Annotated in this window: 12 protein-coding genes; 10 read left to right on the forward strand and 2 right to left on the reverse strand. The window is 68.7% G+C overall.

The features are described from left to right. Positions 1-53: 53 nt before the first annotated feature. Positions 54-2,711, forward strand: coding sequence for a transglycosylase domain-containing protein (locus tag ACQEVZ_RS15235; protein WP_433366753.1), 2,658 nt, complete (start codon positions 54-56; stop codon positions 2,709-2,711). A 54-nt stretch (positions 2,712-2,765) separates the two neighbouring features. On the opposite strand, the gene ACQEVZ_RS15240 is transcribed toward ACQEVZ_RS15235, so the two are convergent. After that, on the reverse strand, positions 2,766-3,290 hold the full coding sequence (locus ACQEVZ_RS15240) for an AAA family ATPase (RefSeq protein WP_433366756.1): 525 nt from the start codon (positions 3,288-3,290) through the stop codon (positions 2,766-2,768). A 114-nt stretch (positions 3,291-3,404) separates the two neighbouring features. Here ACQEVZ_RS15240 and ACQEVZ_RS15245 point away from each other — a divergent pair, with 114 nt between their 5' ends. The 9 genes from ACQEVZ_RS15245 to ACQEVZ_RS15285 all read left to right on the forward strand — a co-directional run bounded on the left by ACQEVZ_RS15245 (position 3,405) and on the right by ACQEVZ_RS15285 (position 14,822). Further along, entirely contained in the window at positions 3,405-3,782 is a 378-nt protein-coding gene (locus ACQEVZ_RS15245) for a hypothetical protein (RefSeq protein ID WP_433366759.1), read from the forward strand. A 300-nt stretch (positions 3,783-4,082) separates the two neighbouring features. Beyond that, positions 4,083-5,093 carry a LacI family DNA-binding transcriptional regulator gene (locus ACQEVZ_RS15250; RefSeq protein ID WP_344502777.1) on the forward strand — a complete coding sequence of 337 codons (1,011 nt, stop codon included), beginning with the start codon at positions 4,083-4,085 and terminating at the stop codon, positions 5,091-5,093. A gap of 162 nt (positions 5,094-5,255) precedes the next feature. Further along, positions 5,256-6,071, forward strand: a complete 816-nt coding sequence (locus ACQEVZ_RS15255) for an exodeoxyribonuclease III (RefSeq protein ID WP_433366762.1) — start codon at positions 5,256-5,258, stop codon at positions 6,069-6,071. A 489-nt stretch (positions 6,072-6,560) separates the two neighbouring features. After that, positions 6,561-7,562: an ABC transporter permease gene (locus ACQEVZ_RS15260; RefSeq protein WP_363409453.1), complete on the forward strand. Its 1,002-nt coding sequence runs from the start codon at positions 6,561-6,563 to the stop codon at positions 7,560-7,562. 214 nt (positions 7,563-7,776) lie between these two features. After that, complete coding sequence (locus ACQEVZ_RS15265) at positions 7,777-9,498, forward strand: ABC transporter substrate-binding protein (protein ID WP_433366766.1); 1,722 nt, start codon at positions 7,777-7,779, stop codon at positions 9,496-9,498. A 133-nt stretch (positions 9,499-9,631) separates the two neighbouring features. Continuing rightward, positions 9,632-10,633 (forward strand): ABC transporter permease, encoded by a 1,002-nt coding sequence (locus ACQEVZ_RS15270; protein ID WP_344502781.1) that lies wholly within the window; start codon positions 9,632-9,634, stop codon positions 10,631-10,633. A 52-nt stretch (positions 10,634-10,685) separates the two neighbouring features. Further along, a complete protein-coding gene (locus ACQEVZ_RS15275; RefSeq protein WP_344502782.1) occupies positions 10,686-11,762 on the forward strand; it encodes an ABC transporter ATP-binding protein in 1,077 nt (358 codons plus the stop codon). Between the two features lie 11 nt (positions 11,763-11,773). After that, positions 11,774-12,904 carry an ABC transporter ATP-binding protein gene (locus ACQEVZ_RS15280; RefSeq protein ID WP_344502783.1) on the forward strand — a complete coding sequence of 377 codons (1,131 nt, stop codon included), beginning with the start codon at positions 11,774-11,776 and terminating at the stop codon, positions 12,902-12,904. A 226-nt stretch (positions 12,905-13,130) separates the two neighbouring features. After that, positions 13,131-14,822 carry a S8 family serine peptidase gene (locus ACQEVZ_RS15285; RefSeq protein ID WP_433366771.1) on the forward strand — a complete coding sequence of 564 codons (1,692 nt, stop codon included), beginning with the start codon at positions 13,131-13,133 and terminating at the stop codon, positions 14,820-14,822. A gap of 29 nt (positions 14,823-14,851) precedes the next feature. Here the strand turns inward: ACQEVZ_RS15285 and ACQEVZ_RS15290 are convergent, their stop codons facing one another. Next, on the reverse strand, positions 14,852-15,244 hold the full coding sequence (locus tag ACQEVZ_RS15290) for a response regulator (RefSeq protein WP_433366774.1): 393 nt from the start codon (positions 15,242-15,244) through the stop codon (positions 14,852-14,854). Positions 15,245-15,288: the final 44 nt, after the last annotated feature.

Below are 15,288 nucleotides of genomic sequence, written 5' to 3' on the forward strand. Positions count from 1 at the left end.
CCGCCGCGCCGCCGCCGGACGCACAGACTTGGGGGCAACACAGCGTGGGACAGATGCACTACGGCGGTGAGCCGGGCAACCCGCCGGCGGGCAGGGCGAGCGTTCCGGGCCCGCCGCCGCAGGCCGGGCGCGCGAGCGTCCCGGGTCCGCCGCCGCAGGCCGGGCGCGCGAGCGTCCCGCCGCCGCCCGCGGAGCCGCCGACCGGGCGCGCCTCCGTGGGTGGGCCTGTCGGCGGCCCCGTCGGGGGGCCGGTCCGGGCCGCCGTGCCGGTGAACGGGCCGGTCACCGGATCGGCGTCGGTGCCGACTTCCGGGGCGGCGTTCGGCTCGGCGTCCGCGCGGGCCTCGGTGCCGTCGTCGGCGCGGATGGCGCCGCCGTCCGCCGCCGTCCCCGACGCCCCCGAAGGGCGGCCCGCCCCCGGTGCCCGCGCGAAGAAGCGGCGCCGGCGCAACATCCTCATCGCCGCGCTCGCCGCGTTCATCATGATCACCGGTATCGGCATGGTGGCCGGCACCTACTACTTCGACCAGGTGGAGCTGCCGGAGAACCTCGCCCTGGAGCAGTCGACGTCGATCTACTACGCCGACGGGCCGCTGATGGCCCGCATCGGGCGCAACCGCACCCTCGTCAAGTTCGAGGACATCCCGAAGCACGTGCAGCAGGCCGTCGTCGCGGCGGAGGACAACACCTTCTACACCAACGACGGCGTCGACTACTGGGGCGTCGCCCGCGCCGCGTGGAACAACGTCACGGGCGGCGAGCTGCAGGGCGCCTCGACGATCAGCCAGCAGTACGCCCGTAAGTGGGCGACCCTCGAGGGCGTCACGTACGGCCGGAAGGTCCGCGAGGCGATCATCGCGACGAAGCTCAACCAGCAGTACACCAAAGACCAGATCATGACGATGTACCTCAACATCATCTACTTCGGCCGCGGCGCGGACGGCATCCAGGCGGCGGCGTACGCCTACTTCAACAAGCCCGTCAAGGAACTGACCGTCGCCGAGGGCATGGTGATCGCCGGGATCATCAAGAACCCGAACGGTGAGAAGGAGAAGGGCAGCCCGTTCGACCCGACGGTCAACCAGGCCGAGGCGCAGGGCCGCTTCGACTACATCCGCAAGCAGATGGTGGCCCTGAAGTTCATCCCCGAGGCCGAGGCGCAGCAGCTGAAGCTGCCGACGCCCATCACGCAGGCGCAGAACCGGGCCAACAACGCCACCGCCAACACCGGCCTGAACAACCCCGAGGGCCTCGCGGTGCACCACGTGCTGCAGGAGGTCGCGGCGCTGACCGACCCGGCGACCGGGGCGCTGCTGTACGAGGACGTCGACCCGCAGGGCGCGAAGAACTTCGACCGGATCCGCAACGGCGGCCTGAAGATCGTCAGCACGCTCGACTCACGCATCCAGAAGGTCGCGGTGCAGGAGGCGAGCACGCAGAGCAAAGACTCCAACATGTTCAACCAGCGGGACAACCTGCAGGCCGCCCTGGTCTCGGTCGAGCCCGGGACCGGCGCGGTCAAGGCCTACTACGGCGGCGACAAGGGCTCCGGCAACGACTACGCCGGCTACTACATGGATCCGGTGCTCGGCGACGGCAAGCCGAGCTGCTGCGGCGGCCACCCGCCGGGCTCGACCTTCAAGGTCTACACCCTCGCGACGGCGCTGATGGCCGGCTACACCATCGGCTCCCACTGGAACGGCGTGCCGCACGACATGGGCAGCCGCACCGCGGCGAACAAGAACCAGGTCAAGAACGCGACCGAGGGCACCATCCCGCACTGCAAGTCGGGCTCCGGCACGTGGTGCACCCTCGAGGAGATCACGGTCGACTCGCTCAACGTCCCGTTCTTCGAGATCGCGATGATGCTCGGCCCCGACAAGGTCATCGACACCGCGCGGGCCGCCGGCCTCACCGGGATGTGGGCCACCGTCAAGGTCGACGGCAAGTTGGAGGCGCAGCGCCAGGACCTGCTCAAGCTCAAGGGCGCGGACGTCGGCGGGAAGCTGTTCGACAACGAGGTCGGCTTCGGCCAGTACCCGATCACCGTCCTGGACCACGCAGGGGGCATGGCCACCTTCGCCGCCCGGGGCATGGCCGCGAAGACCCACTTCCTGAAGGAGGTGTGGCAGGGCGACAACCGCGTGTTCGCCGAGGTGCTCAAGCCGCAGCGGATCGCGGGGTTCACCGAGCAGATGGCCGATGACCTGACCACCGTCCTGCGGGGCGTGCCGGAGCACTACGGGCTGAAGGCCGCCCACGGCTACCAGCTCGCCGGCAAGACCGGCACCTGGCAGCTGGGCGACAAAACGGACAACGCGCACGCGTGGATGGCCGGTTATGTCCCGTACGACAAGGCGAAGAACTCCCCCGGCCTTGCCGCCGCCGTCTGGGTGGGCAACAAGGACAAGGAGATGCCCATCAAGTTCAAGAACGGCGAGAACATCATCGGCGGCAAGCTGCCGGGACCCGTCTGGCGGGACTTCCTCGACGGGGCGCTGACCGCGGTGAAGATGCCGAAGGTGTCGTTCCTGCCGTCGAAGGGCGTCGGCGACAAGGACGTCGGCACCGGCATCTCGCCGACCCCGAGCACCCCGGTCGACCCGGCCAACCCGACGCCGGACCCCAACCCGAACCCGAGCCCCAGCGGGACCGGGCCGAGCAAGAGCCCGAAGCCGAGCGCCAGCCCGAGCGCCAGCAAGAAGAACTGACCGATCCTGACCGATCCTGACCGATCCTGACCGGCCCTTTCGAGGAGGGGCCGGTCAGGACCGCCAGGCGGCGATGATCGCCTCCGCGTCGTCGGCCACCTCGTCGGCCTCCAGGTCGTCGGTGTCCAGGACGGCGTCGGCGTGGGCGCGCAGGTCGCGCCGGGCGGTGAGGTAGGCGCCGAGCTGGTCCAGGCGCCACGCCTGCGGGTCGTCGTCGTCATCGTGCTCGACGCGGTCGATGAGCACCGGCGCGGACACGTCGAGCAGCAGGTGGCGCACCTCGTGACCGCGGGACCGCAGCCCGTCGAAGACCTCGGCGAGCACCGGGGCGCGGACCACGGTCATGGGCACGATGAGCGGGTCGGCGCCGCGGGTCTGCCACGCGGCGGCGGTGACCGTGGCCGAACGCCAGACCGGGAGGTCCTGGTAGTCGCCGGACTTGAGCCGCCCGACGGTGCGCTTGAGGACCCAGCCGATGCGCTCCGGATCGAACGCGCGTGCCTTCGGGTCGCGGCGGCACAGCTCCTTCGTGAGGGTCGTCTTGCCGACGCCGAAGGGTCCATTGATCCAGACGATCACCTGTCCAGCCTTTCACGAGCCGGCGCCCGTGGACCGGTTACGCCGCGCCGGGCTGCCAGGTTCTTCGCAGCGGGCGTCGAGCCCAATGGCAGGCGCGCGGGCGATAAATGAGGCATGAACATCTTGACCCTCCCCCAGCGCTCCGCTTCCGGCCTCGACCACGTCACCGTGCTGATCGTCGCGGGCGGGGCGAGGTTCACGGACCTGACCCGGCACCTCCCCCACGACTGGACGGTGCTGCGCCGCACGACGGACGAGCCGGTCGGCCGGGACCCGGACATCGTGGTGCTCGACGACCCCGGCCCGAAGGCGGTGACCGCCGCGTGCCTGCGGCACCCGTCGTCGGCGATCGTGGTGGTGCTGAGCCCTTACAGCGACCACCAGGAGGTCGTCGACGTGCTCGAGGCGGGTGCGGACGCGTGTGTGCGTTCCAACACCACCGCCGTCGTCGCGGCACATGTCGAAGCCTGCCGGCGACGCCAGGCGGCATAGGGGTATTTGGCGTTTCCGACAACATATTCCAGAGAGCGCTTTCATGGGGTTTTACGATTGACAATGCGCTAGTCATGAGCCACTCTGAATCGTGTCTTGAGAGCGCTCTCAGGCCGATTGGCGGCCAGGGTGACCAGCCGATCGTCCAGGCGAAACGTGATCAGGGTGTAACCGGTGTGAGGGTGCGACGGGCGGCGGAGCGGCATGCTTCGTCGCCCGTCCTTTTTCTGCGCCATACCATCGGGCGACTTCAGTCATGATGGGTCCGGCAGACAGATATGGGGGAAAGCGCAGATGGTGATGTCGGGGCGGGATCGGCCCACGCTGGAGAACGTCGCGCAACGTGCCGGAGTCTCGCGGGCCACCGCCTCCCGCGTGGTCAACGGCTCGACCTCCGTCGCGCCGCACATCCGCGACAAGGTGCTCAACGCCGTCGACGCCCTCGGGTACGTGCCCAACCAGGCGGCCCGCAGCCTGGTGACCCAGCGGACCGACTCGATCGCCCTCGTCGCCTCGGAGACGACCAGCCGGGTGTTCTCCGACGACCCCTTCTTCGCCGCCGTCATCCGTGGCGTCAGCCTGGAGCTGGAGGCCGCCGACAAGCAGCTCGTGCTGATGATGGTCGGGCCGTCCGGCCCCAGCCACGACCGGGTCGAGCGCTACGCGACCGGTGGCCACGTCGACGGCGCGATCATCTTCTCCATGCACGGCGCGGACCCGCTGCCGGAGCGGCTCAGCCGCGCGGGCGTGCCGGTGGTCTGCAACGGCCGGCTGCTCACCCAGTCGCAGGTGCCCTACGTCGACGTCGACAACGAGGACGCGGCCCGCGCCGCGGTGCACCACCTGCTCGACACCGGCCGCCGCCGGGTCGCGACGATCGCCGGGCCGCAGGACATGAGCGCCGGCATCGACCGGCTCAAGGGGTACCGGTCCGCGATGCAGGACGCCAGCCGACGCTCGATCGTCGCGGTCGGCGACTTCACCCGGCAGTCGGGCGCGCTCGCCATGAGCCAGCTCCTCGCCGACGACCCGCAGCTCGACGCCGTCTTCGCCGCGTCCGACGCGATGGCGGACGGCGCCCTGCGGGCCCTGCGGCAGAACGGCCGCCGGGTGCCCGACGACGTGGCGGTCGTCGGGTTCGACGACATGGAGTTCGCCCGCGACACCGAGCCGCCGCTGACCACCGTCCGGCAGCCGATCACCGACATCGGGCGCACGGTCGCCCGGCAGGTGCTGCGGATGGCGGCCGGCGAGCAGATCGAGCCGGTGCTGTTGCTGCCGACGGAGCTCATCAAGCGCGAGTCGGCTTGAGTGCGCCGCTTGCGGTGGGGCGGCCAGTAAGAGCTTGAGTGTGCCGCTTGCGGCGCACCGGGGGCTCCGGGGGGATGAGAATCCCTCGGCGGGACCCGCCGCTTGCGGTGGGCAGCCAGTAAGAGCCTGACGAGTTCATCGAGATAGGGCATTGTGGGACGGGTGAGACTCGCGACCTGGAACGTCAACTCGGTCAAGGCCCGGCTCCCCCGGCTGCTCGACTGGCTCGAGACCACCGGGCCTGACGTGCTCTGCCTGCAGGAGACGAAGGTCGGCGCGGACGGCTTCCCCACCGAGGAGGTCGCCGCGCTCGGCTACGCCGTCGCCGCGCACGGTGAGGGCCGGTGGAACGGGGTGGCCCTGCTGTCGCGGGTCGGCCTCGACGACGTGGTGCGGGGCTTCGAGGGCGACCCCGGCTGGGGCGGCGAGCCGACCGGCGAGGAAGGGCTGTTCGAGTCGCCCCGCATCGAGGCCCGGGCCGTCTCCGCGACCTGCGGCGGCGTGCGGGTCTGGTCGGTGTACGTGCCGAACGGCCGCACCCCCGAGTCGGCGCACTACACGTACAAGTTGCGCTGGCTCGACGTCCTGCGCTCCCACATGGTGGACGAGCTGACCCGGACGGACCGGCTCGTGGTGTGCGGGGACTTCAACGTCGCGCCGACCGACGCCGACGTGTTCGACCCGGCGGCGTTCGCCGGCGCCACGCACGTGACGGCGCCCGAGCGGGAGGCCCTGGCCGCGCTGCTCGCCGCCGGGCTGCGCGACGTGGTGCCCACGCCGATGAAGGGCCCGAACCCGTTCACATACTGGGACTACCGCGCCGGCATGTTCCATCAGGACAAAGGCATGCGGATCGATCTCTTCTACGCGAGTCCGGCGATCGCGGCGGCCGTCAAGACCGCCACCATCGACCGCGAGGCACGCAAGGGCAAGGGTCCGTCGGACCACGCGCCGATCGTGGTGGACATCGACGTTTGAACACGCTCCGTGACCAGTGACACCTGGCCGGACGGTACTGTTAAAAGTGAAACGATCAAGTAAAGTGGTGGCTGGCCCACGGCCTCCTCTTGTGCGTGCTTCAGCCAAAGCGGAGCGTGATCACACCGTTACGATGAGCTGGTAATTCGCCCGATTCGGGGGTGTATGATCCAAAAGTCTTTGTGCTTGGATCACGCCCTCATCACGGCCCGGCGTGGACTTGGTTACAGGACGGGGGGTGACCCTTGACGATCGGCCGAACGGGAGACAGGGTTCCTCCCAACGGAGGCGACACACCAAGTCGGCTTCGTGCACGCTCTGCCCGTGGACCGAACCTGCGGATAGGGCACCAGGAGTCCACGAAGACACAGCCGATCGGCTGCTGACTGCCACGGGCCCCGGTCTGGCCGACGCGCGGTTCCATGCGACGGTCATTGCTGGCGGTTGCGCAAGGCGGGGCAAGCGGCCGGGGAGAGGGGCGCCACGCCCATGACTATGGGACCCGTCACGTCCAAGAGCGACGAGCAGGTGCCGAGTGTCGAAGAGGCGACCAGTACGCCGTCCGGTGTCCCCGCCAAGGCCATCGAGGGTCGGTCGCTCGGTCAGATCGCCTGGACCCGTCTGAAGCGTGACAAGCTCGCGCTGACCGGTGCGGGCGTCATCGTGTTCCTCGTGCTCGTCGCGATCTTCGCGCCGCTGATCAACAAGGTGTGGGGACACCCGATCAACGAGTTCCACCAGGACAAGATCAACCCCAACCTCGGCGGTATCCCCGAGCCCGGCACGTGGGGCGGCATCAGCAAGGAGTTCCTGCTGGGCGTCCAGCCGGTCACCGGCCGGGACATGTTCTCGCAGATCATCTATGGTGCCCGGGTCTCGCTGCTGGTCGCGCTGTCCGCCACGGTCGTCGCGGTGATCCTCGGCGTCGTGCTCGGCATCTGCGCCGGCTACTTCGGCGGGTTCATCGACAGCATGGTCAGCCGCCTGATGGACCTGATCCTGGCGTTCCCCTACCTGCTGTTCTCGATCGCGCTGATCTCCGTCGTGCCGGTCACGACCGCCTGGCGCATCGCGGTGGTCGTCGGCGTCATCTCATTCTTCAGCTGGCCATACATCGGCCGCATCGTCCGCGGGCAGACCCTCTCCCTGCGCGAACGGGAGTTCGTCGAGGCCGCCCGCAGCGTGGGCGCCGGGCCGACCCGGATCCTCTTCCGCGAGCTGCTGCCCAACCTGGTCGCGCCGATCCTCGTCTACTCGACGCTCGTCATCCCGACGAACATCGTCTTCGAGGCGTCGCTGTCCTTCCTCGGCGTCGGCGTGCTGCCCCCCACTCCCTCGTGGGGCCGCCTGCTCTCCGATGCGGTGAACTACTACACCTACGACCCGGTGTACATGTTCGTGCCGGGCCTCGCGATCTTCATCATGGTCCTCGCCTTCAACCTGTTCGGCGACGGCCTGCGCGACGCGCTCGACCCCAAGGCCAACCGGTAACCCGTACCAGCGCTGCCACCTGCGTACCGACCCCGCCACCCCGCGCCCGGACCGAATTCCGCACCTGGGATCCGTCCGTGCCGCCCCGATCTCCGCTCGCACAGCAGCACAGCTCGGACGGCCCGTCCCTCGGCGGGTCGTGCCAAACAAGGAGGGAAACCTAGTGAGAATGAGGACAGGGGCATTGGTGGCCGGTTCGGCTGCTGTCGCCCTGGTGTTGTCCGCCTGTGGGTCGGGCGGCGACGACAAGACGCCCAGCACGGGCTCCAGCACCGCGGGTGTGTCCGGCTTCAACGCCGCTACCAAGGGCGTCATCAACCCTTCGGACAAGAAGGGCGGCACGCTCAAGCTCGTCAACCACTCCGACCCGGACTCGTTCGACCCGGTCCGCGCGTACTACGCCTGGGTCTGGAACTTCCAGAAGGGTTACTACGTCCGGACCCTCCTCACCAACGCGTCGAAGCCGGGCGAGGACGGCCTGAAGCTCGAGGCCGACCTGGCCGAGAAGCTGCCGGAGATCACCGACGGCGGCAAGACGTACACCTTCAAGCTGAAGGACGGCGTCAAGTTCGAGGACGGCGCGCCGATCACCTCGAAGGACATCAAGTACGGCATCGAGCGCGTCTTCGCGCAGGACGTGCTGTCCGGCGGCCCGACCTACCTCATCGACGTGCTCGACCAGGGCCAGAAGTACCCCGGCCCGTACAAGGACACCGACGCCGACAAGCTGGGTCTGAAGTCCGTCGAGACCCCGGACGACAAGACGATCGTCTTCAAGCTGAAGGAGCCGCTCTCGGACTTCAGCTACCTGCTCGCCATGCCCGGCGCCGGCCCGGTCCAGAAGGCCAAGGACACCGGCGACAAGTACGGTGACAAGCCCGGCTCGACCGGCCCGTACAAGTTCCAGTCGTACGAGCCCGGCAAGAAGGCCGTCCTGGTCCGCAACGAGAACTGGGACGCCAAGACGGACCCGATCCGCAAGGCGCTGCCGGACCAGATCGACCTGACCATCGGCACGGCCGTCGAGGAGATCGACAACCAGCTGCTGAGCGGCGACGTCGACATCGACACCGCGCAGACCGGTGTCCAGCAGGGTGCGCAGCCGAAGATCCTGCTCGACCCGACCAAGAAGGCCAACGCGGACACGCCGACCACCGGCTTCATCCGCTACTTCTCGATCAGCACCAAGGTCCCGCCGTTCGACAACATCCACTGCCGCAAGGCCGTGCAGTACGCGACCGACAAGGTCACGATGCAGACCGCGCGTGGTGGTGCCGAGGCCGGTGGCGACGTCGCCATCAACATGCTCCCGCCGAACATCGCGGGTCACGACCCGGCCATGGACCTGTACAACACCAAGTCGGGCAAGCCGCAGATCGACAAGGCCAAGGAAGAGCTGGCCGCGTGTGGCAAGCCGACCGGCTTCGACACGGTCATCGCCACCCGTAACGCCGGCAAGGAGCCGAAGACGGCCGAGGCGCTGCAGGCCGCGCTGAAGAACGTCGGCATCAACGCCCGTCTCGACCCGACCGACGCCTCGCTGTACTTCCGCTCGACCATCGGCGCGCCGTCCAACGTGCACGCCAAGGGCTACGGCCTGATGATGGCCGGCTGGGGCGCGGACTTCCCGACCGCCTACGGCTTCCTGTCGATCCTGGTCGACGGCCGCTCGATCTCCGCGTCGGGTAACAACAACTACGCCGAGCTCAACAACCCCGAGGTCAACAAGCTGATCGACGACGCCAAGGCCGCGACCGACCCGAAGGCCGCCGCGGACATCTGGTCGAAGATCAACAAGATCGTCATGGAGGAGGCCGTCATGGTTCCCTTCGTGTACGACAAGGCCCTGAACTACCGCAACCCCCGCCTGACGAACGTCTTCGTCACGGAGTACTACGGCATGTACGACTTCAGCAGCCTGGGCGTCTCCAGCTGACGAGGTCGTCCTGACCGAGCAATGCCAGTAAGCCGGTAACCCGCCCTTCCGAGGAAAAGAAGGCAGGTGAAGGCCACGGCGCCGGCCGGTGAGACGGGAACCCCGTCGAGCCGGCCGGCGTCAGGCCGCACACGTGATCAACTACATCCTGCGCCGCCTGGTCACAGCCGTCGTGCTGCTCGTGGCCGTCTCGGCCGTCACCTTCCTGATCTTCTTCGCGATCCCGAAGGCCGCCGGAGCTGATCCCGCCGAGATGTACGTCGGTAAGTCGGCGACCCCGCGCGACGTCGAGGCGACCCGGGTCAAGCTCGGCCTGGACAAGCCGATCTACATCCAGTACGGCCGCTTCCTGAAGGGCATCGTCGCCGGTCGCGACTACAACAACGGCCCGACCGTCACCCACTGCTCCGCCCCGTGCTTCGGCTACTCCTTCCGCACCGACCGCGAGGTGTGGCCGCTGCTGATCGACCGGCTCCCCGTCACCATCTCCCTCGCCATCGGGGCCGCCGTCATCTGGCTGCTCTTCGGCGTCGCCGGTGGCGTCATATCCGCACTGAGACGCGGCTCGATCGCGGACCGCACAGCGATGATCATCGCGCTCGCCGGCGTCTCACTGCCCATCTACTTCACCGGACTGGTCGCCCAGCAGCTCTTCGTCCATACCTGGCCGATCTTCCAGGGCGGCGAGTACATCAACTTCAAGGACGACCCGGTCGGCTGGGCCAACAAGCTCTTCCTGGCCTGGGTCACCCTCGCGCTGCTCTTCGCCGCGCAGTACACCCGCCTCACCCGCGCCCAGATGCTCGAGACCATGAGCGAGGACTACGTCCGCACCGCCCGGGCCAAGGGCCTCAAGGAGCGGGTCGTGGTCGGCAAGCACGCGATGCGCTCCGTGCTCACCCCGATCGTCACGATCTTCGGCCTGGACCTCGGTGGCCTCCTGGGCGGCGCGATCCTCACCGAGAGCGTCTTCAGCCTCCCGGGCATCGGCCGGCTCAGCATCGACGCCGTCAACGTCAAGGACCTGCCGATCATCCTCGGCGTGACCCTCTTCGGCGCGTTCTTCATCGTCATGGCCAACCTGCTCGTGGACCTGCTCTACGCCGTGATCGACCCGCGGGTGCGGCTCTCGTGACGCTGCCGCAGCCCCGATCCGCTCGACCCGGCACCCCTGGAAAGGAGTGAGCATGTCCACCAGTCTGCTCAAGGACGGCGACCCGACCCCCGTCGGCGCCGGCTCGTCGGCACAGTCCTTCCTCGACGTGCGTGACCTGCGGATCCACTTCAAGACCGACGACGGCATCGTGAGGGCCGTCGACGGCCTCACGTTCCAGCTGGAGCGCGGCGAGACCCTCGGCATCGTGGGCGAGTCCGGCTCCGGCAAGAGCGTCACCAGCCTCGGCATCCTCGGCCTGCACCGGCGAGGATCGGCGAAGATCTCCGGCGAGGTCTGGCTCGACGGCGAGGAGCTCATCGGCGCCTCGCCCGAGCGGGTCCGCGCGCTGCGCGGCGCCAAGATGTCGATGATCTTCCAGGACCCGCTGACGGCGATGCACCCGTACTACACGGTGGGCAAGCAGATCATCGAGGCCTACCGGGTGCACCACAAGGTCAGCAAGGCCGAGGCGCGGCGCCGGGCCGTGGAGATGCTCGACCGGGTCGGCATCCCCCAGCCGCAGAAGCGCGTCGACGACTACCCGCACCAGTTCTCCGGCGGCATGCGGCAGCGCGCGATGATCGCGATGTCGCTGGTCAACAACCCGCAGCTGCTCATCGCCGACGAGCCGACCACCGCCCTGGACGTGACGGTGCAGGCGCAGATCCTGGACCTGATCCGCGACCTGCAGGCCGAGTTCAACTCCGCGGTCATCATCATCACCCACGACCTCGGTGTGGTCGCGGAGGTCGCCGACGACATCCTGGTCATGTACGGCGGCAAGTGCGTCGAGCACGCCTCCGCACAGACCATCTTCCGGCGGCCGGAGCACCCGTACGCCTGGGGTCTGCTGTCCTCCATGCCGCGCGTCGACCGGGAGGTGCGCGACCGGCTGGTCCCGATCAAGGGCAACCCGCCGTCGCTGATCAACCTGCCGAGCGGCTGCTCGTTCCACCCGCGCTGCCCCTACGTCGAGCGCAACGGCATCCCTTGCAAGACGGTCGAACCGACGCTGGCGGAAGGCACGATCGACCACGGGGTCTCGTGCCACATCCCGCCCGCGGAACGGCTGGCCATCTTCAAGTCGGACATCGCCCCATCCCTCTGAGGAGCACGACAGTGTCGACGAGCACCCAACCCCAGCCGTCCGCGGCTCCGCAGCGGGACGGCGAGAACCTCCTCGAGGTCCGAGGCGTGGAGAAGCACTTCCCGATCCTTCGGGGTGCCTTCTTCAAGCGCAAGGTCGGCGCCGTGCGCGCCGTGGACGGCATCGACCTCGCCGTCAAGAGCGGTGAGACGCTCGGCCTGGTCGGCGAGTCCGGCTGCGGCAAGTCCACCACCGGCCGGCTCATGACCCGCCTGCTGGAGCCGACGGGCGGCAAGGTCATCCTGGAGGGGCGCGACATCTCGCACCTCGGCGTCTCCCAGATGCGCCCCCTGCGCCGGGAGATCCAGATGATCTTCCAGGACCCGTACTCGTCGCTGAACCCGCGGCACACCGTCGGCTCGATCGTCGGCGCCCCGCTGCAGGTGCAGAACATCAAGACGCCGCACGGGCAGAAGCGTGAGGTCCAGCGCCTGCTGGAGCTGGTCGGGCTCAACCCCGAGCACTACAACCGCTACCCGCACGAGTTCTCCGGCGGCCAGCGGCAGCGCATCGGCATCGCCCGGGCGCTCGCCCTGCAGCCGAAGCTCATCATCGCCGACGAGCCGGTCTCGGCGCTGGACGTGTCGATCCAGGCGCAGGTCGTCAACCTGCTCGACGACCTGCAGCGCGAGTTCAACCTGACCTACGTGTTCATCGCGCACGACCTGTCCGTGGTCAAGCACATCTCGGACCGGGTCGCCGTCATGTACCTGGGGAAGGTCGTCGAGGTCGGCCCGCGGGACGGCCTGTACGGCACGCCGCTGCACCCGTACACCTTCGCGCTGCTGTCGGCGGTGCCGGTGCCCGACCCCGACCGCCGCGACAAGGCGCAGCGGGAGCGGGTCCTGCTCACCGGTGACGTGCCCAGCCCGATCGACCCGCCGTCCGGCTGCCGCTTCCGGACCCGGTGCTGGAAGGCGCAGGACGTGTGCGCCCAGGAGGAGCCGCCGCTGCGCGAGCTGCTGCCGGGCCAGACGGTCGCCTGCCACTTCCCGATCACCGACGAGGAGCGCTCCGCCAAGGGCGCGCAGGCGGCCCGGGCCGCCGCCGCGGAGATCCCGGTGGCCGCCTCGACGGACCCCTTTGCGGAGCCGATCGCATAACACCACGGAATGTGCGCCGGGGAGTCGACATGGTCGGCTCCCCGGCTTTGTTCTGCCAATTCGCCCCTACCCGCGACCTGCCCCTATGTGGTGCGGACGCAAAGGAAACCGTGGAGCGAATCGCCCGAAACATTTGAAAATCTTGAGGCGAACGCCTTCCGCAGACCAATGTTTTTCGATCTCATATCCCCATCCCCTCGAACCGGGAGGACATGTGGGATTCAAGATGAGGTTCACGGGCGCCGCGGTGATCACCGCGGCGTTGACCGTGAGCACGGCAGGCTTGTCTGCACCGGCCAGCGCCGAGGCCGTCGCCAACACGGAGTACACCGTGGTGGCCGCGGACAACGTCTCCACCGGTGACGCGACCGCCGCCATCACCAAGGCCGGCGGCAAGGTCATCGCCACCAACGACACGGTGGGGATGTTCACGGTCCTGGCACCGCAGAGCGGTTTCGTCGAGAAGGCGGCAGCCTCCTCGAAGCTCGTCGGCGCCGCACACCGCACCGCCATCGGCAAGGCTCCCAAGAAGGAGCAGCCGTCCGGCGTGGAGAAGGAAGCACTGGCCGCGGCAGCGGCAGCGGCGAAGAAGCCCGGTGGCAAGAAGCCCGCCACCGCCGGACTGGACCCCATGGACGACAAGCTGTGGGGCCTCAAGACGGTCAGGTCGGACCTCGCCCGCAAGGTCAACGCCGGCGACAAGCGCGTCACCGTCGGCGTCCTGGACACCGGCGTCGACGCGTCGCAGCCCGACATCGCCCCGAACTTCAACTGGGCGCTGTCGAAGAACTTCGCGCCGGACAAGGTCGACATCGACGGTCCATGTGAGGTCGCGAGCTGCCTCGACCCGGTCGGCACCGACGACGGCGGCCACGGCACGCACGTCGCCGGCACGATCGGCGCGGCGGCCAACGGCTTCGGCATCTCCGGTGTCGCGCCGAACGTGTCGCTGGTCGAGCTCAAGGGCGGCCAGGACTCGGGGTACTTCTTCCTCGAGCCCGTCGTCAACGCGCTCGTGCACGCCGGCCAGTCGGGCATCGACGTGGTCAACATGTCGTTCTACGTCGACCCGTGGCTGTTCAACTGCACGGCCAACCCGGCGGACTCCCCCGCCGCGCAGGCCGAGCAGCGCACCATCATCCGCGGCATGTTCCGCGCCCTGACGTACGCCCACTTCAAGGGCGTCACGCTCGTCGGCGCGCTCGGCAACAACCACGAGGACAAGGGCAAGCCGCGCACCGACATCTCCAGCCCGGACTACCCGGCGGACACCGCGTACGACCGGCCCATCGACAACAGCTCCTGCTGGGACCTGCCCGTCGAGGGACCGTTCGTCATCGGCGTCTCCTCCCTCGGCCCGTCGCTGAAGAAGTCGGACTTCTCCGACTACGGCCTGGAGCGCATCGGCGTCTCCGCGCCCGGCGGCTGGTTCCGTGACGGCTTCGGCACGGACAGCTACCGCACCAACGAGAACATGATCCTCTCCACGTACCCGAAGAAGGTGCTGCAGGAGGAGGGCACGGTCGACGCCGACGGCAACGTCGTGCCGGAGGCCGAGGGCCTGGTCTACAAGGAGTGCACCGCAGCCGGGAAGTGTGGTTACTACACCTGGCTGCAGGGCACCTCGATGGCCTCCCCGCACGCGGCCGGCGTCGCGGCGCTCATCGTGAGCGCGCACGGCGCCAAGCACGGCAAGGACTTCGGTCTCGAGCCGTGGAAGGTCGAGTACATCCTGTACAGCACGGCCGCCGAGCACGCCTGCCCGGAGCCGCGCCTGCAGACGTACACGAACGAAGGCCGCTCCGAGGAGTTCAACGCGCTCTGCGAGGGTGGCACGGAGTTCAACGGCTTCTACGGCTTCGGCATCGTCGACGCCTACAAGGCCGTGACCGCCAAGGCCTGGTGGGAGCACCGCTAGCAGTTTGTGACCGTCCTGGTGGCACGCGTCTATGCGTCGCGTGCCACCAGGCGTCCGCCGAGCAGCGCGTCGGCCTTGCCGACCAGGACGCTCGGGCGGATCGGTTTCGTCATGTACTCGGTGGCGCCGACCATCATCGCCTCCTCGCGGCCCCGCATCCGCCCGTACGCGCTGAGCATGAGGATCGGCAGCTTCGCCGTCGCCGGGTCGGCCCGCAGCGCCTTGCACAGGTCCAGGCCCGAGATGTTCGGCATCCACATGTCGGTGACCAGCAGGTCGAACCGGTCCTTCCGGAGGGCCTCCAGCGCCTCGCCGCCGCTGGTGACGGCGACGACCGACGCGCCCGCAGACTCCAGCGCCATGGTGAAGAGCTCACGGATATCCGGATCGTCCTCTGCCACCAGTACCGTCGCAGCCCCCATTACCCCAGCTTAAGATCCTCAGCGTGGCGTATGAGGCGGCTTCG

The organism is Dactylosporangium sp. CA-152071, assembly GCF_050936335.1.
Lineage (GTDB): Bacteria > Actinomycetota > Actinomycetes > Mycobacteriales > Micromonosporaceae > Dactylosporangium > Dactylosporangium maewongense.